Here is a 16,840-nt window from a genome sequence, read left to right on the forward strand (position 1 = left end):
CTACCGGCCCGACCAGCGCGTGACCCCGGCCGCGACGGTGCGCCGGACCCGCGCCGTGAGCAGCGAGTCGGGGCCCTCGGCGAACGGGTCGGCGTCGAGGACCACGAAGTCCGCGGCCAGCCCTGCGGCCAGGACGCCGGTCTCGGCCTCCCAGCGGCTCGCGTACGCCGCGTCCCGGGTCGCGTGGGCGAGGGCCTGCGCCAGCGGCAGTGCGTACTGGGGCAGATTCGGCGGCAGCGACGGGTCGATCGCCGATCGGCGCGTCGCCGCGATGAACAGGTTCGGTAGCGGCGGGTGCGGCGCCGTCGGCGCGTCCGAGCCGAAGGCCAGCCGCGCGCCGGCCGCGGTGATCTCGGGCCACGGGTAGCCGCGCTCGCACCGGTGACCGCCGAGGCTCGCGCGCCAGGTCTCCTGGATAGCCGGATCGGCGTGCACCGGCTGCATCGAGGCCACCACGCCGAGCGCGGCCAGGCGGGCGATGCTGTCTTCGCCGACCACCTCGAGATGCTCAAGGCGGTGCCGGCGGTCGCGGGGGCCGTTCGCGGTGATCGCCCGCTCGATGGCCGTGAGCGCGATATCCGACGCGGCGTCACCGATCGCGTGCATCGCGACCTGCAGGCCCGCGGCGTCGGCGGCACGTACCACCGGCTCCAACGACTCGAGCGGCCAGATCGGATCGGGGTGGGATCCGTCGGCGAAGGGCGCGCGCATCGCGGCCGTGCAGCTGTCGATCACCCCGTCGACCATGATCTTGATCCCGGCGATGCGGATCGGCCCGCCGCGCAGGCGATCCGCGTGCGAGACGGCCGTGGCGACCTGCGCCAGGTCGCTCTCCGCGTCGCCGGACGGGACGATCAGCCAGTGCGCGGCGATCCGCATGTCGAGGCCGCCCGCGGCGGTCCGCTCGAGCGCCGCCAGGTCCTCGGCGCGCAGCGCCATGTCGACGGCGCCGGTCACCCCGGTCCGGAGGTAGGCGTCGATCGCCGTCCGCAGCGCCGCGTCGCGGTCGGCGTCGGTGACCTGCGCGGCGAGGAAGTCGCTCGCCAGGCCGAGCGCTGCCATCTCCAGGAGCAGGCCGGTGGCGGCACCGTCGCCGTCGCGGACCACGGTCCCGCCCACGGGATCGGGCGTATCCGCGTCGATGCCCAGCTCGGCCAGGGCGGCGCTGTTGACCCACATCGAGTGCATGTCGTTCGAGTGGAGGTAGACCGGCCGGTCCGGGACCGCCGCGTCGAGCAGGTGCCGGTCGGGGGCGCGGCCGGCGAGGGGGCCGAGCAGCCAGCGTCCGCCGATGAGGCGCGGGGCGTCCGCATGGTCGGCGGCGAAGGACAACAGGCGGGCCTGCAGGTCGCCGGCGTCGCGCACGTCGAGCAGGTCCAGGCTGTTCAGCGCGGTTCCCATCTCGACGAGGTGGGTGTGCGCGTCGATGAAACCGGGGAGCACGAGCGCGCCGTCCAGGTCCACCACCTCGGCGTCCGGCGCGAGCGCGGCGGCACCGTCGGCCGTGCCGACGTAAGCCAGGCGCGGCCCGTCGACCAGCAGGGACTGCGCGTGGGGGTTCGCGGGGTCGACGGTGACCACCCGCCCGTTCCGATAGTGGATCAACGGTCCGTCTCCTTCGTGGTCGTGCGGTGGCCGGGCAGGCCGTAGACGAGGTGGCTGAGCAGTAGGTACAGGCCCGCCGCGACGATCACGCCGACCGGCAGCGACAGGTCGATCCCGCCCAGCGCCGTGGCGATGGGGCCGCGGAACTCGACGGTGTGCGAGGCCAGCAGCGCGAGGCCGGCGGCGGCCAGCACGGAGACCGCGCCCGCGACGTTCACGCCGCCGGTGTACCAGAAGTCGGATCGGTGCGATTCGTCGCTGAGGGCGACACCGTCGTAGCGACCGCGCCGGATCAGGATGTCGGTGACGTACACGGCCATGATCGGACCGACGAGCACCACGAGCATCGACAACGCGCTGCTGACGGCGCCGAGGAAGTCGGAGACGAACAGCGCGTAGAGGGTGAGGAGGGCCCCGATGACGCCGGTGGCCGCGACCGCGCGCGCCCGGCTGGTGTGCACGCCGACCGACTGCAGCGCGAGTCCCGCGCTGTAGGAGGTCAGGGCGTTGTTGCAGACGGTGCTCACGATCACCGCGGTGAGGAAGACGGGCACCAGCCAGGAGGGGATGAGCGCGGTGATGCCTCGCTGCGGGTCGGACATGTCGGCGGTGGTCGCCGCGAGCGCTCCGACGGCCACGAGCACGACGCCCGGGACGGCGCTGCCCAGCGCCGTGGCGGTGGCCACGGACACCGGGCTGGTGTCGGCGGGGAGGTAGCGCGCGAAGTCGGAGCTGATCGTGTACGACAGGGGGCTCGCGGCGACGAGCGTGAGGCCACCGAAGACCGCGATCCACAGGTCGAAGCCGTGCAGCGGGGCCGGCTGGGTGAAGTCGAGGTCGGCGTGGGAGACGACGAAACCCGCGGCGACGGCGAAGACGACCGCCAGGACCAGCGACAGCAGCGGGTAGAGCCGGCTGATCATGCCCTGGCCGAAGATCGCGACGGTGACGGTCGCGGTGGCGATGACCGCGGTGACACCGAGCTTGACCGGGATGTTCACGGCGAGGCCGAAGTGTTGCAGCAACGTGTATCCGACGGCCGCGGCGGCTGCCCAGTTGATCGCGATGTAGCAGACCGAGACGAACCAGCCGTTGACCGCGATCGCGACCCGGTTGCCGCGCACGCCGTACATCGCGCGGGTGGTCACCTGGCTGGGCGTGCCGGACACCGGCCCGGGGATCGCGACGATGCCGGTCACGACCGCGAACAGGTTGCCGACGACCGACACGGCCACCGCCTGCCACAGCTCGAGCCCCATGAGGATGAGCGCGGCGCCGACCACGAACGCGAGGTAGTTGATGTTGGGTGCGCACCAGAGCAGGAACAGGTCGCGCGCGCGGCCGTGCCGCTCGTCGGCGGGGATGACGTCGATGCCGTGGGCCTCGACGCGGGGCTGGTGGGCCGCCGTCTGCGGCTGAACGGGGTGTCGGGTCGACGGGGTCGGCGTCATGGGGCCTCCACGGGGTATCGGTCGCGTCCTCGGGGAGGGATGCGGTGTGGCCTGGATCACGCTAGGGATCCAAAACGATTTGGGCAATTGTCGAACATCGCGGCTCGCCGCGGTTAGCGTGGACGCGATGAGCAAGCGGCCCAGGATCGCCGATGTCGCGCGCCGCGCAGGCGTGTCCGTGACGACGGTCTCGCACACTTTCAGTGGCAACGGCGTCGTCGCCGCGGACACGCGCGAGCGGGTCCGGGCCGCCGCGCATGAGCTCGGCTACCGGCCCGACGTGCTGGCCCAGGGGCTGCGTCGCAGCCGCTTGAGCGTGATCGCCCTGGTTGCGCGTCCGCTCGACCGCATCGCGCCGGATCAACTGCACGGCGTCGACTACTTCCTCCGGCTCGCCGGCGCGGCAGCGATGGCAGCGCTCGACGCGGGCTACTGCCTCATGCTCGTCGGCGACCCGGCGCGGGACGACGCGCCGTCCGCCGCGCTCGCCGCCGAGGGGATCCTGCTCACCGAGCCGACCCTCGACGACCCGCTGATCGACCTGTGCGAGCGGATCGGGACGCCGTGCGTCACCGTCGGGCTGGCGCCGCGCGCGGACGGGACGTGGGACGACGGTGCGCCGGGGCACGTCGGGATCGAGACCGAGCGGATCACCGCCGACGTCCTCGAGCACCTGGCCGCCGCCGGCGGCCGCGCCATCGCCTTCCTCGCCGCCGACGAGCGGGACGAGTGGTCGCTGCGGTCCGTGGAGGTCTATCGCCGCTGGTGCGCCGCCCGCGCGATGCCCGCGCGGGTGCTGTTGCACGCCGACGCGATCGGCGCCGAGGCGGGGCGGGATGCTGTGGACCGGTGGTTCCCGGCCGGTGCCGTTCCCGGGTCCGACGGTGCGCCCGACGCACTGTTCTGCCTCGCCGCGGCGCCCGCGGTGGGGGCGATGGAGCGGCTGCGCGAGCTCGGCCACGCGATCCCGGGCGCGGTGCGGATCGCGGCGGGCTCCGACGCGGAGGAGGCGCGCGCAGCGGACCTCACCGCCGTCGACCTGCAGCCCGAGGAACTCGCCCGGCGCGCGGTGACCGCACTCGTGGGGCGGCTGCGCGGCACCGATCCGCCCGCTCTCCCGGTCGGCGTCGGCCGGCTGGTGGTCCGCGGTTCGACGGCCTGCTGAGCGAGGGCCGCCGAGCGGCGGGGGCTACAGGCGCAGGACGGGGAGGTACCGGGCGATCTCGCCCGCACGGGAGCCGCTGGCCGTCAGGTCGGCGGCCTCCATCGCCTCGTCGACGGTGACCAGGCCCGTCGCCAGCCGAAGCCACACGCGCGGTGCGCACTCCACGACGTTCGGCGGCGTGCCGCGGGTGTGCCGCGGACCGTCGACGCACTGGACGGCGACGAAGGGCGGCACCCGCACCTCCACCGACCCGCCGGGGGCGTCCTGGGCCAGCGTGCGGGCGGTCGACCGGACCGCCTCGGCGACGGTGCGCCGGGGCGGATCGGGCACCTCGTCGTCGGTCAGCCATTCCCGCACGGCGAGCACCGCGGCGCGCATCTGCGCGGGGTCGATCGTCTTCGCCATCACACCGTCCTTCCGGAAGAAACCTACTCACCGATTCGTTCCAATTACCGAATCGGTCCTACAATCGAATGAGGCCCGCCCCCAGCCAGCCCCAGGAGTAGCCGTGCAGCAGCTTCCGCTCACCGTCGTCGATTCCACCACCGGTCCCCTCGATGACGGGCAGGAGCGCGAGCCCCGGGAGGAGTGCGGCGTCTTCGGCGTCTGGGCCACCGGTGAGGACGTGGCGAAGCTCTCGTACTACGGCCTCTACGCCCTGCAGCACCGTGGCCAGGAGGCCGCGGGCATCGCGGTCGGCGACGGTCAGCAGGTGCTCGTGTTCAAGGACCTGGGGCTCGTGAGCCAGGTGTTCGACGAGCAGACGCTGAGCTCGATGCCCGGTCACGTGGCGATCGGCCACTGCCGCTACTCGACCACCGGCTCCACCACCTGGGAGAACAGCCAGCCGATCTTCCGCACCACCAGCGCCGGCAACGGCGTGGCGCTCGGGCACAACGGCAACCTGGTCAACACCGCCGAGCTGGCGACGCGGGCCGCCGAGCTGGGCGTGGTCGGCGGCCGGAACGCTGCGACCTCCGACTCGGACATCCTGACGGCGCTGCTGGCCCACGCCGCGGCCGACCGCACGCTGGAGCAGGCGGCGATGGAGCTGTTGCCCACGGTGCAGGGTGCCTTCTGCCTGACCTTCATGGACGAGCACACGCTGTACGCGGCGCGCGACCCGCACGGCGTCCGCCCGCTGTCCCTCGGCCGGCTCGACCGCGGCTGGGTCGTGGCCTCCGAGACCGCCGCGTTCGACATCGTCGGCGCGTCCTTCGTGCGCGACATCGAGCCGGGCGAGCTGCTCGCCATCGACGAGGACGGCGTGCGGTCCACCCGCTTCGCCCAGCCGACGCCCAAGACCTGCATCTTCGAGTACGTCTACCTGGCCCGCCCCGACTCGGTGATCCAGGGCCGGTCGGTGCACTCGACCCGCGTCGACATCGGCCGCCGTCTGGCCCGGGAGCACCCCGCCAACGGCGACCTGGTGATCCCCGTGCCCGAGTCCGGCACCCCGGCCGCCGTCGGCTACGCGCAGGAGTCCGGCATCCCCTACGGCCAGGGTCTGATGAAGAACGCCTACGTGGGCCGCACCTTCATCCAGCCCAGCCAGACCATCCGCCAGCTGGGCATCCGGCTCAAGCTCAATCCGCTCAAGGAAGTGATCCGCGGCAAGCGGCTCGTCGTCGTCGACGACTCGATCGTGCGCGGCAACACCCAGCGCGCGCTGATCCGCATGCTCCGCGAGGCGGGCGCCGCCGAGATCCACGTGCGCATCGCGTCGTCGCCGGTCAAATGGCCGTGCTTTTACGGCATCGACTTCGCCTCCCCGGCGGAGCTCATCGCCAACGGTGGCGGCGCCGACTCCTTCGAGGCCATGGTCGAGTCCGTGCGGGCCGCGATCGGCGCCGACTCGCTGGGCTACATCTCCTTGGACGAGATGACCGCGGCGACGGAGCACGAGGGCGAGTCCATGTGCCGTGCCTGCTTCGACGGGGTCTACCCGATCCCGCTGCCCGAGTCCACGTCGATGGGCAAGGCCGTACTGGAGAACATGCTCAAGGCGGGCGCCGCCGAGGGCGACCCGCTGCAGGCCGACAACGACAACGCGTCGGCTCTCCGGCGTCCCTGACGGGCTGCTGCGCAGTCCGGCGGGGGCTGCGACGGCTCCGGTCCGGTAGCCTATGCATCCGTGACGGATTCCAACACCCAGCCGCCGCAGGGCGCCTCGTACGCCGCAGCAGGAGTCGACATCGAGGCCGGTGACCGGGCCGTCGAACTCTTCAAGCCGCACGCCAAGCGCGCCACGCGGCCCGAGGTCCTGGGCGGCCTGGGCGGCTTCGCCGGCCTGTTCGCCCTCAAGAAGTACCGGGAGCCGGTCCTCGCGGCCTCGACCGACGGCGTCGGCACCAAGATCGCCGTGGCCCAGGCGATGGGCAAGCACGACACCGTGGGTATCGACCTGGTCGCGATGGTCGTCGACGACCTCGTCGTGACCGGCGCGGAGCCGCTCTTCCTGCAGGACTACATCGCCGTGGGCAAGGTCGTCCCGGAGACGGTCGCCGAGCTCGTCGGTGGCATCGCCGAGGGCTGCGTCCGCGCCGGCTGCGCCCTCCTGGGCGGCGAGACCGCCGAGCACCCCGGCCTCATGGCCGAGGGGGAGTACGACCTGTCCGCGACCGGCGTCGGCGTCGTCGAGGCCGACGAGGTCCTGGGGCCGGACAATGTCCGCGCAGGCGACGTCGTGATCGCGATGAAGAGCTCGGGTCTGCACAGCAACGGCTACAGCCTGGCCCGCAAGGTGCTGCTGGACTGGGGCCACATGGACCTCGGCGGCTACGTCGAGGAGTTCGGCCGCACGCTCGGCGAGGAACTGCTCGAGCCCACCGCCATCTACGCCCTGGACTGCCTGCGTCTCGCCCAGGAGACCCAGGTGCGCACCTTCTGCCACGTGACCGGCGGCGGCCTCGAGGCCAACCTGGGGCGCGTGATCCCGGAGGGCCTCGTCGCCGAGCTGGACCGCAACACGTGGAGCCCGTCGGCCGTGTTCGCCCTCATCGCCCAGCGCGGCCGGGTGGAGCAGGCCGAGATGGAGAAGACCTTCAACATGGGCGTCGGCATGGTCGCGATCGTGGCGCCCGAGGACGTCGACCGCGCCCTGGCCGTGCTCACGGCACGGCACATCGACAGCTGGGTGCTCGGCACGATCAAGAAGTCCGACGGTGCCGGGGAGCGGGCCGTGCTGAGCGGTTCTCACCCGAAGTTCTAGACCCAACGCCATAGGCACCGTGACCCGTGGTCACGGTGCCTAGAGGCGGGGGTGCGAGCTGGAGGTGCGGCGCGCGTCAGGCGCGGCGCCACTCGTCCTCACGGTAAGGATCGCCCGCGACGTCGCTCCACTCGGGGTGCGAGGCGATCACATCGGCCTCCTCGTTCTCACCCGACGCCAGCTCGTCCTGCAGCCTTTTCAGGTCAGTGCTGGGCGAGCTGTACTTGAGTTCGCGTGCAACCTTGGTCTGCTTCGCCTTTGCCCGGCCGCGGCCCATGGGGGACCCCCTTGCGCAATGAAGGGGCGGCCAGCTACCGGATTGCCCGGCGGGTGGCGGCCCCTTTCTCCGTCTAGTAATTCTTCCTGGTGCCCAGTTTAGCGTGCTCGTGCCGATGGTGCTGCCGCCTGGGTGTCAGTCGGCGCGTTGGAGGGCCCGCGCGGCGTCCCGTTCGACCTTAGGGGGCAGGTCACCGGCCTTGAGAAGCTCGCGCAACCGGTCGGGCCGCGTCCCGGCGAAGAGGTCGCGGATCGTCGCACCGTGCTCCGGGACGTGCACGAGGGTGACCGGATCTCCGGCGGCGACGGGGCCTGGCGTCAGGACGCGGAAGTAGGCGCCGCAGTCGCCGCGCGCGGTGAACCGCTTGACCCAGCCGTCCTCGCCGGACCACAGCGCGAAGGTTCGGCACGGGGTGCGGGGGATGGTCACCTCGAGTTCGAGCACGTCGCCGACGCGCACCCGCGTGCCGACCACGAGGTCGGTGGTGTCACCGTCGATCCGCAGGTTCTCGCCGAACCAGCCGGGCGGGAGCCCGCGGCCCAGCTCCTGCGCCCAACGTCGCGCCTCGTGGTCCGTAGCCGGTCCGAGGGGCCCGATCTCGACGGGGCCGTCGGCGGGCCGCTTGTCGATCGCGGTCCGCTGCTCCGGCTTCCGCGGGTCGAGCCGCAGCTCCGCATCGACGACGCAGACCGCGAGGACCCGGGAGGGTGGCCCGGACTCGGGTGCCGTCACCGGCCGCGCAGCCGGTCGACGGCGGACCGTCCGGCCTGTTCGCCGGCGTCCGCGGACGGGGTGACCTCCGTGTCGATCGCCGCGGCGGCGCCGCCGGCCTCGAGCTTCGCATCGTCGGGGATCGAGCGTTTGATCAGCGCGAGGGCGATGGGGCCGTAGTCGGCGTGCTCGACGACGGTGCCGAGCCGCCCGACGGTGCGCCCGTCCAGGGTGACGGGGTCGCCCGTCGCGGGCCGGGCGTCGGCGGAGCCGTCGAGGTGCAGCAGCACGAGGCGGCGCGGGGGCCGGCCTAGGTTGTGCACGCGCGCGACGGTCTCCTGCCCGCGGTAGCAGCCCTTGTCGAGGTGCACGGCGGTGGCGATCCAGTCCGTCTCGTGCGGGATGGTCTTGACGTCGGTGTCGAGGCCCTGCCGGGCGTGCGCGGCGGCGACCCGTCGGGCCTCGTAGGCCCACGTGCCCGCCGGGCGCGCCCCGGCGCCGACGAGCGCGCCGAAGGTCGCGCCGAGCTCCGCGCGCGGGACGATGAGGTTCACCTCGCCGGGCTCGGCGCGGCGGACACCGTCGACCTGCGCGGCGACGGCCCCGGCGTCCGGGCCGATCACGGTGAGCACGGCGAGGTCGGGCCGCGCCTGCACCTGTACGTCGGAGCGGAACACCATGCGCTGCAGGTAGGTCGCGAGGTCCGGGCTGAGCGGTGCCTCCGCGGGGGCGAGCGCCGCCGGCTCGGTGTCGAGGTAGGTCGTGCCGTCGACGTCGATGAGGTGGAAGTGGTCCAGCACGCGGCCGCTGCCGTCCAGGTTGAGGTCCTGCGTCGCGGTGCGGTCGGGCAGGTGCGTGAGGTGCTGGCTGGTGATGGAGTGCAGCCAGCTCAGCCGCTCGGTGCCGGTCAGTGTGATCACGCGGCGATGCGAGCGATCGATCACCGCCGCGCCACGCTCCGCGGCCCGCTGCTCACCGAACGGATCACCGAAATGCCAGGTCACACCGGCATCGGGAGCGTCATCGGGATTCATGATGCCGGACGCGGAATGAACGTCGATCGCCACCACCCCAGCCTACGCGTGGTGCCCGCGCGGGGCTCCGGGGCGTCGAATAGTGTTGCCGCCATGGCATCCGTGGTGGTCACTCTGGACGGTTCCGTGCGCGCTGCCGATTCGCCGCTGCTGTACGCCGACGATCTCGGGGCGGTCCGGGGCGACGGGTGTTTCGAGACCGTGCTCGTGCGCGACGGTGCGCCGCTCAAGGGTCGTGCGCACCTCGACCGCCTGGCCCGCTCGGCCGCCGCGCTCGGGCTCCCCGCGATCAACGACGGTGCCTGGTGGGCGGCCATGCAGCGCGCCGCCATGCTCTACGGCGAGGACTCCGGCGGCGCGGAGGGCGCGTTGCGCCTCGTCTACACGCGGGGCCGGGAGTCCGCGCCGGGCACGCCGACCGCCTACGTGTCGGTGTCGCCGCTGCCCGAGCGGGCCGTGCGGGCCCGTACGGAGGGCGTCTCCGCGATCACGCTCAACCGGGGCTATTCGACGGTGCTGGGCACGGACGCGCCGTGGCTGCTGCTGGGCGCGAAGACCCTGTCCTACGCGGTGAACATGGCCGCCGCGCGCTACGCCGCCCAGCAGGGCGCCGACGACGTGATCTTCACCTCCAGCGAGGGCCGGGTGCTCGAGGCGCCGCGGGCCACCGTCGTGATCGCGCGCGGACGCACACTCGTGACGCCGCCCGAGGAGCAGGGGATCCTGCCGGGAACCACCGTGCGGGCGCTCTTCGACGCCGCGGAGGACAAAGGAGTCGCCACCGCGATCGAGCCGCTGTTCCCGGCGGACCTGGTGATGAACGACGGGGTGTGGCTGGTCTCGTCGATCACGCTGTGCGCCCGCGTGCACACCCTGGACGGGCGGACGCTGCCGGACGCGCCGATGGACGAGACGGTGCGCTCCCTCATCGACGCGGGGATCCACAACACGCCGTAGGCGTTCCGGACAATCCCGGCACCGGTGGTGCGGACGGCCCGACGGGATTAGCGTCCCGATGATGCGCACGCGTACCGATTCCGAGGCCGACGCCGATCAGCTGGGGACCAGCCTGAAGCCCCGGCACATCACGATGATCTCGATCGCCGGGGTGATCGGGGCGGGCCTGTTCGTCGGCTCCGCCAATGCGATCAAGTTGGCGGGCCCGGCGGTGCTGATCTCGTACACCCTCGCCGGGCTGATGGTGATCCTGGTGATGCGGATGCTCGGCGAGATGGCGACGGCGCAGCCGGACACGGGCTCCTTCTCCACCTACGCCGAGCGTGCCCTCGGCCGCTGGGCGGGTTCGACGATCGGGTGGCTGTACTGGCTGTTCTGGGTGCTGGTGATCCCGGTCGAGGCCACGGCCGCGGCGGTGATCCTGGCCAAGGTGGTGGGCGGACCCCAGTGGTCGTGGGCGTTGGTCGTGGTGGTCCTGCTCACCGCCACGAACCTGTTCTCCGTCGGTAACTACGGCGAGTTCGAGTTCTGGTTCGCGCTGATCAAGGTGGTGGCGATCGCCGCCTTCCTGGTGCTGGGCGCGCTCGCGATCTTCGGGGTGCTGCCGGGGTCGAGCGTCTCCGGCGTGAGTCATCTGTGGGACACCGGCGGGTTCATGCCGAACGGCGTGAAGGCGGTGCTGGCGGCGATGCTCACCACGATGTTCACGTTCATGGGCTCCGAGATCGTGACCATCGCGGCCGCCGAGTCGCCGAACCCCGAGAAGGGGATCACCAAGGCCGTGAACTCGGTGGTCTGGCGGATCTGCCTGTTCTACCTGGGCTCGATCTTCGTGGTGGTCGCCCTCGTCCCGTGGAACTCCGTCGACGGTGCGACGGGCTCGTACCAGGCCGTGCTGAAGGCGATGAACATCCCGGCCGCCGCCGGGATCATGGACGTGGTGGTCCTGGTCGCGGTCGCGTCCTGCCTCAACAGTGCGCTCTACACCGCGTCCCGCATGCTGTACTCGCTGGCGCGGCGCGGGGACGCTCCCCGTGCGGCGGGCAGGACGACGGTGCGTGGGGTGCCGGCCGTCGCGGTGCTCGCGTCGATGGCGCTCGGGTTCCTGGCGGTGATCGGCAACTACGTGCTGCCGGACAAGCTGTTCGGCTACCTGCTGGCGACGACGGGCGCGGTGGCGCTGTTCGTGTATCTCGTGATCGCCGTCAGTCAGATCGCGCTCCGGCGGCGCGCCACGGAGCCGGCGCCGATCCGGATGTGGCTGTTCCCGTGGCTGACCTACGCGGTGATCGCGTTCATCGTGTTCGTGATCGTCGCGATGATCCTGGATCCGGATCAGCGCAGTTCGGTGGGGCTGTCGACCGCGTTGGCGGTGATCGTGCTGGTCGCGAGCATCGTGCACCAGAAGCGTGTCGGGAAGCGGGGTGACTCTTCTAGGGTGTGACCTGGGACAAGTGCCTCGACTTCCGGTGGGGTAGCGGTCTACTATCCCAGTTAGTACTACGGAGTGTAGTAACAATCCCTCGGCCCAGGGAGCACGCATGACCGCACTCGACATCGCCCGCTGGCAGTTCGGCATGACCACCGTCATGCACTTCATCCTGGTCCCGCTCACCATCGGCCTCGCGCCGATGGTGGCCACGATGCAGACGATCTGGCTGATCACCGGGAAGAACGCGTGGCTCAAGGCCACCAACTTCTTCGGCAAGCTCTTCCTCATCAACTTCGCCCTCGGGGTGGCCACCGGCCTCGTCCAGGAGTTCCAGTTCGGGATGGCCTGGAGCGAGTACAGCAAGTTCGTCGGCGATGTCTTCGGCGCCCCGCTCGCGCTCGAGGGCCTCGTCGCCTTCTTCATGGAGTCGACCTTCATCGGCCTGTGGATCTTCGGCTGGACCCGGCTGCCCCGACTCATCCACCTGGGCTGCATCTGGATGGTCGCACTGGGGGTGAACGCCTCCGCGTTCTTCATCATCGCTGCGAACTCGTGGATGCAGCACCCCGTGGGCGCCACCTTCAACCCGGAGAAGAACCGGGCGGAGCTCACCAGTATCTGGTCGGTGCTGACCAACTCGACCACGCTGGCCGCGTTCCCGCACACGGTGTTCGGCGCGTGGCTCACCGCGGGCACCTTCGTGGCCGCGATCGGCGGCTGGTGGATGGTGCGCGGCATGCGGCGCGGCGACGCCGACGCGATCGAGCTGGCGAGGTCCTTCCGTCCGGTCACGCGATTCGGCCTGGGCGTGATGATCGTGTCCGCCGTCGGGCTGGGCATCACCGGCGACGCGCAGGCCAAGCTCATGTTCGAGCAGCAACCGATGAAGATGGCCTCGGCGGAATCGCTGTGCCACACCGAGACCGCGGCCTCGTTCTCGATCCTCACCGTGGGGACGCACAACAACTGCGAGTCGGTGCAACACCTCATCCAGGTGCCCTATCTGACCTCGTTCCTCGCCAACGGCGACCCCGATTCGACACTCAAGGGCGTCACCGAACTGCAGCAGGAGTACGTCGAGAAGTTCGGCCCCGGCGACTACCGACCCAACCTGTTCGTCTCGTACTGGGCCTTCCGGTTCATGATGGGCTGGTCCATCGGCTCCGGCCTGCTGGCGCTCGCCGGCCTGTGGGTCACCCGGCGCGGGCGCGTCCCGTCGTCGACGTGGTTCAGCAGGCTGTGCCTGATCGCCCTGCCCACCCCCTTCCTCGCCAACAGCTGTGGCTGGGTGTTCACCGAGATGGGCCGCCAGCCCTGGGTGGTGGCGCCGAACCCGAACGGCGACCCGACGATCCGGCTCATGGTCTCGCAGGCCGTCTCGGGTCACTCGACCGCGATGATGGCCTTCTCGATCATCACCTTCGCCGCCGTCTACGGGGTGCTGTACATCCTGTGGTTCCTGTTGTTGCGCCGGTACGTGATCCAGGGGCCCGACCTGCACAGTCCGCTCGACGGTCACGACGGCCACGACGACGGTGCACCGCCGGGCGGCGACGATCCCGACGGTGCGGACGGCGCCGGCGCGAAGAAGTCCTCGTCCGAACAACTCTCGTTCGCGTACTAGGAGGCGGACATGACACTTCCCGACTACTGGTTCCTCGCGATCGGCTTCCTGTTCACCGGCTACTTCGTTCTGGACGGCTTCGACTTCGGCGTCGGCATGCTCATGCCGATCCTCGGGCGCAAGCGCAACCACCCCGACGCCGAGCAGCGCCGCCGCGTACTGCTCAACACGATCGGTCCCGTGTGGGACGGCAACGAGGTGTGGCTGATCACCGCCGGCGCAGCGATGTTCGCCGCGTTCCCGGTCTGGTACGCCACGGTGTTCTCCGGCTTCTACCTGGTGCTGCTCGCGATCCTGGTGGGGCTCATCGTTCGGGTCTGCGCGATCGAGTGGCGCGGCAAGATCGACGACCCGCGCTGGCGCGGCTGGGCCGATTTCGGCATCGGTCTCGGCTCCTGGATCCCCGCGTTCGCGTGGGGACTGGTGTTCGCGAACATCGTGCACGGGGTGCACATCGACGGACGCGGCCGGATGACCTCGGACGTCTGGGACCTGCTGAACCCGTACGGGCTGCTCGGCGGGGTCGCCCTGCTCGGGCTCTTCCTCCTGCACGGAGCCGTCTTCGTCGCGCTCAAGTCCGACGGTGCCGTCCGGGTGGACGCCCGGCGGTTCGCGGCGCGGATCTGGTTGCCGGTCACCGTGATCGGCGCGCTCTTCGTGGTGTGGACGCAGCTCGCGCACGGGAGGGGATGGACCTGGGCGATGGTGGCGCTGGCCGCGGCGGCGCTGGTCGCCGTGGGCCTGCTGATCCGCGCCGACCGCGAGCTGGCCGCCTTCCTGTCCACCTCGCTCGCGGTGATCGGCGCGAGCGTGCTGCTCTTCGGCGCGTTATTCCCGAACGTGCTGAACGCGACCGATCCGGCGCGATCGATCAGCATCGAGGCCGCGGCGTCCTCGCACTACACGCTCGTCGTGATGTCCTGGTGCACCGTCGTGCTGCTGCCCCTGGTGATGATCTACCAGGCGTGGAGCTACGTCGTGTTCCGCAGGCGGATCTCCGTGGCCCAGATCCCGCCGTCGATCGGGCTCAGCCCGCGTGCCTGACACCGCGCGGCGCACCGGGCCGATCGATCCGCGGCTGCTCCGGTACGCCCGCAGCTCGCGCGGACTGATCGCGGTCGTCATCGCCTGCGGCGTCGTGGAGGCCGCGGCGATCATCACCCTGGCCTACGGCGTCGCGATCGTGCTCTCCCGGCTGGTGACGGGACCGCACGAGGTGCGCGGCACGATCATGCTCGTGGTCGGCGCTGTCGCGGTGCGCGTGGCGGTGACGCTGTTGCGGTCACGGATCGAGCGTCGCGCCGCGGACCGCGTGGTATCCGAATTACGTTCCGCCGCACTGGGTGCGATCGGGCCCGGTCGACTCCCGGTGGACCGCGAGGAGCTGCGTACCGCGCTGACCCGCGGCCTCGACGACCTGCCGCCGTACCTGACGGGCTACGTCCCGGCGCTGGCGCTCACCGTGATCGCGACGCCGGCCCAGGTGATCGCGATGTTCGTCGCCGACCCGATCTCCGGTGCCGTCGCGCTCGGCACGCTGCCGCTGCTGCCGATCTTCATGGTGCTCATCGGCCTGCTCACCCGCGACCGCACGCGCCGGCGCCTCGTGGCCACGGCGCGCCTCTCCTCGCGTCTGCTCGACCTGGTTGCCGGTCTGCCGACGCTGCGGGCCCTGGGACGTCAGCGCGGACCGGAACGGACCGTTCGGGAGCTGGGGGAGCGCAGCGCCGGCGAGACGATGTCCGCGCTGCGCATCGCCTTCCTCTCCTCGATGGCGCTGGAGCTGCTCGCCACGCTCTGCGTCGCGCTGGTGGCGGTGGGCATCGGCCTGCGCCTCGTGTTCGGCGAGATGACGCTGTTCGCCGGTGTGTTCGCGCTGATCCTGGCACCCGAGGTGTACCAACCGTTGCGCCGGGTGGGTGCGAGCTTCCACGCCGCCGAGCAGGGCGTCGAGGCCACCTCGCGGGTGTTCGCACTGTTGGATGTGTCGGAACCGGCACCGTCGCAGGGCAGCCCGCGGCCCGGCGTGCTCGTCGCGCGAGGCGTGCGCGTCGCCGGGCGGGACGGGGCGGCACCGTCGGGCTTCGACGGGACCTTCCGGCCGGGCCGGATCACCGTGCTGACCGGGCCCAACGGGTCCGGTAAGTCGACGCTGCTCGCCGTGCTCGCCGGCCTGACCGTTCCCGACGCGGGGGCGGTCACCGTCGACGGTGCGCCGCTGGCCGGCGGCCCCGGGTGGTGGGCGCACGTGGCGTGGTGCCCGCAGCACCCGTACCTCGAACCGGGCACGCTGGCACACAATTTCACGCTCCTCGGCGCCCCCGACCCGCGGGCCGTTCCGGAGGTCGTGACCGCCACGGGGCTCGACGAGGTGGTGGCCGAGGCGGGCTGGGGCCGTGCGGTGGGCGTCGGCGGTGCCGGGCTCTCGGCCGGTCAGCGGCAGCGGCTCGCGCTGGCCCGCACCCTCGCCCTGGGCCGGTCCGTGCTCCTGTTCGACGAGCCCACCGCCCATCTGGACGAAAGTCTCTCGGCGCGCGTACTCGCGGAGCTGCGCGCGCGGGCCGATGCCGGGGCGGTGGTCGTGCTCGTCGGGCACGACCCGCAGGTCCTCGCCGCCGCCGACGACGTGCTGGAGGTGGTCCGTGCGTGACCTGCTGATCTGCTTGCGCGCCCTGCGATCCCGCCCGCTCGCGGTCCTGGGCGCGATCGGCGCCGGCGTGCTCACCGCAGGCAGCGCGCTGGCGCTCGCCGGGTTGTCGGCGTGGCTGATCACGATGGCCTGGACCATGCCGCCGGTGCTCACGCTCTCGGTCGCCGTCACCGCGGTGCGCGCTCTGGGCATCACGCGCGGCCTCATGCGATATGTCGAGCGGCTCGCCGCGCACCGCGTCGCGCTGTCCGGGCTGACCGAACTGCGGGTCGCGCTGTACACGCGCCTCGCGCGCGCCGCGCCCGCCGAATCCGTCCGGCTCTCCGCCGGTGAGCTGTTGGCCCGCACCGGCGCCGATGTCGACGCCGTGGGTGATGCGCTGGTGCGCACCGTGATCCCCGCCGCGGTGGCCGCCGTCGTGTCCGGCGCCGCGGTCGGCTGGATGTGCTTCGTCGACCTGCGAGCGGGTCTCGTGTTGGCCGGATGCCTGCTGTTGGCGGGCGTTCTGGTGCCCTGGGCCGTCGCGCGGGCGACGCGTGCCCGCGCCGCCGCCGAGGCCGTCGGGAGCGAGTCGTTCGGCGCGGCCGCCTCCGCGGTCCTCGACCACGCGGGCGAGCTCGCCGTCGCTGGACGGCTCGGCGAGGTGCGGGCCCGCGCCGCCCGTGCGGAGGACGCCCGACGGGCCGCCGTCGACCGGTCCGCGCGCGCCGGGTGGCCGCCGCC

Annotated in this window: 14 protein-coding genes and 1 pseudogene; 9 read left to right on the forward strand and 6 right to left on the reverse strand. The window is 71.9% G+C overall.

Annotation, left to right across the window (positions count from 1 at the left end; all coding sequences use genetic code 11):
• Complete coding sequence (locus ABZX10_RS02160; protein WP_355534024.1) at nucleotides 1-1,605, reverse strand: amidohydrolase; 1,605 nt, start codon at nucleotides 1,603-1,605, stop codon at nucleotides 1-3.
• The gene (locus tag ABZX10_RS02165) at nucleotides 1,602-3,056 is read right to left on the reverse strand and encodes a cytosine permease (RefSeq protein WP_355534026.1); all 1,455 of its coding nucleotides are present in this window, start codon (nucleotides 3,054-3,056) and stop codon (nucleotides 1,602-1,604) included. Before ABZX10_RS02165 ends, ABZX10_RS02160 begins: the two co-directional genes overlap by 4 nt.
• Nucleotides 3,057-3,183: 127 nt before the next feature.
• Between ABZX10_RS02165 and ABZX10_RS02170 the strand changes: the two genes are divergently transcribed.
• Entirely contained in the window at nucleotides 3,184-4,221 is a 1,038-nt protein-coding gene (locus ABZX10_RS02170) for a LacI family DNA-binding transcriptional regulator (RefSeq protein ID WP_355534028.1), read from the forward strand.
• 24 nt (nucleotides 4,222-4,245) lie between these two features.
• On the opposite strand, the gene ABZX10_RS02175 is transcribed toward ABZX10_RS02170, so the two are convergent.
• Complete coding sequence (locus tag ABZX10_RS02175; RefSeq protein ID WP_355534030.1) at nucleotides 4,246-4,626, reverse strand: sterol carrier family protein; 381 nt, start codon at nucleotides 4,624-4,626, stop codon at nucleotides 4,246-4,248.
• A gap of 103 nt (nucleotides 4,627-4,729) precedes the next feature.
• On the opposite strand from ABZX10_RS02175, the gene purF reads away from it, so the two are divergent.
• Together purF and purM are read left to right on the forward strand one after the other, a co-directional pair.
• Nucleotides 4,730-6,295, forward strand: a complete 1,566-nt coding sequence (purF, locus tag ABZX10_RS02180) for an amidophosphoribosyltransferase (RefSeq protein WP_355534032.1) — start codon at nucleotides 4,730-4,732, stop codon at nucleotides 6,293-6,295.
• Nucleotides 6,296-6,355: 60 nt separating this feature from the next.
• Nucleotides 6,356-7,432: a phosphoribosylformylglycinamidine cyclo-ligase gene (gene purM, locus ABZX10_RS02185; RefSeq protein ID WP_355534034.1), complete on the forward strand. Its 1,077-nt coding sequence runs from the start codon at nucleotides 6,356-6,358 to the stop codon at nucleotides 7,430-7,432.
• A gap of 76 nt (nucleotides 7,433-7,508) precedes the next feature.
• Here purM and ABZX10_RS02190 read toward each other — a convergent pair whose 3' ends face one another.
• The 3 genes from ABZX10_RS02190 to ABZX10_RS02200 form a co-directional block, all read right to left on the reverse strand.
• Entirely contained in the window at nucleotides 7,509-7,709 is a 201-nt protein-coding gene (locus ABZX10_RS02190) for a DUF3073 domain-containing protein (RefSeq protein ID WP_355534036.1), read from the reverse strand.
• 135 nt (nucleotides 7,710-7,844) lie between these two features.
• Complete coding sequence (locus ABZX10_RS02195) at nucleotides 7,845-8,441, reverse strand: MOSC domain-containing protein (protein WP_355534038.1); 597 nt, start codon at nucleotides 8,439-8,441, stop codon at nucleotides 7,845-7,847.
• Nucleotides 8,438-9,454, reverse strand: a complete 1,017-nt coding sequence (locus ABZX10_RS02200; RefSeq protein ID WP_355534088.1) for a folate-binding protein — start codon at nucleotides 9,452-9,454, stop codon at nucleotides 8,438-8,440. The genes ABZX10_RS02195 and ABZX10_RS02200 overlap by 4 nt, the downstream gene beginning before the upstream one ends.
• 93 nt (nucleotides 9,455-9,547) lie before the next feature.
• Between ABZX10_RS02200 and ABZX10_RS02205 the strand changes: the two genes are divergently transcribed.
• The 6 genes and pseudogenes from ABZX10_RS02205 to ABZX10_RS02230 all read left to right on the forward strand — a co-directional run.
• Nucleotides 9,548-10,411 carry an aminodeoxychorismate lyase gene (locus ABZX10_RS02205; RefSeq protein WP_355534040.1) on the forward strand — a complete coding sequence of 288 codons (864 nt, stop codon included), beginning with the start codon at nucleotides 9,548-9,550 and terminating at the stop codon, nucleotides 10,409-10,411.
• Nucleotides 10,412-10,472: 61 nt separating this feature from the next.
• The gene (locus ABZX10_RS02210) at nucleotides 10,473-11,855 is read left to right on the forward strand and encodes an amino acid permease (protein ID WP_355534042.1); all 1,383 of its coding nucleotides are present in this window, start codon (nucleotides 10,473-10,475) and stop codon (nucleotides 11,853-11,855) included.
• Between the two features lie 97 nt (nucleotides 11,856-11,952).
• Nucleotides 11,953-13,467 carry a cytochrome ubiquinol oxidase subunit I gene (locus ABZX10_RS02215; protein ID WP_355534044.1) on the forward strand — a complete coding sequence of 505 codons (1,515 nt, stop codon included), beginning with the start codon at nucleotides 11,953-11,955 and terminating at the stop codon, nucleotides 13,465-13,467.
• Between the two features lie 9 nt (nucleotides 13,468-13,476).
• A complete protein-coding gene (gene cydB / locus ABZX10_RS02220) occupies nucleotides 13,477-14,511 on the forward strand; it encodes a cytochrome d ubiquinol oxidase subunit II (RefSeq protein ID WP_355534046.1) in 1,035 nt (344 codons plus the stop codon).
• Complete coding sequence (gene cydD / locus ABZX10_RS02225; protein ID WP_355534049.1) at nucleotides 14,504-16,117, forward strand: thiol reductant ABC exporter subunit CydD; 1,614 nt, start codon at nucleotides 14,504-14,506, stop codon at nucleotides 16,115-16,117. Before cydB ends, cydD begins: the two co-directional genes overlap by 8 nt.
• Nucleotides 16,110-16,840 (forward strand): annotated as a pseudogene (locus ABZX10_RS02230) (ABC transporter ATP-binding protein); the annotation flags it as partial. The gene cydD and the pseudogene ABZX10_RS02230, both read left to right, overlap by 8 nt.

Source organism: Tsukamurella sp. NPDC003166, assembly GCF_040611135.1.
GTDB lineage: Bacteria > Actinomycetota > Actinomycetes > Mycobacteriales > Mycobacteriaceae > Tsukamurella.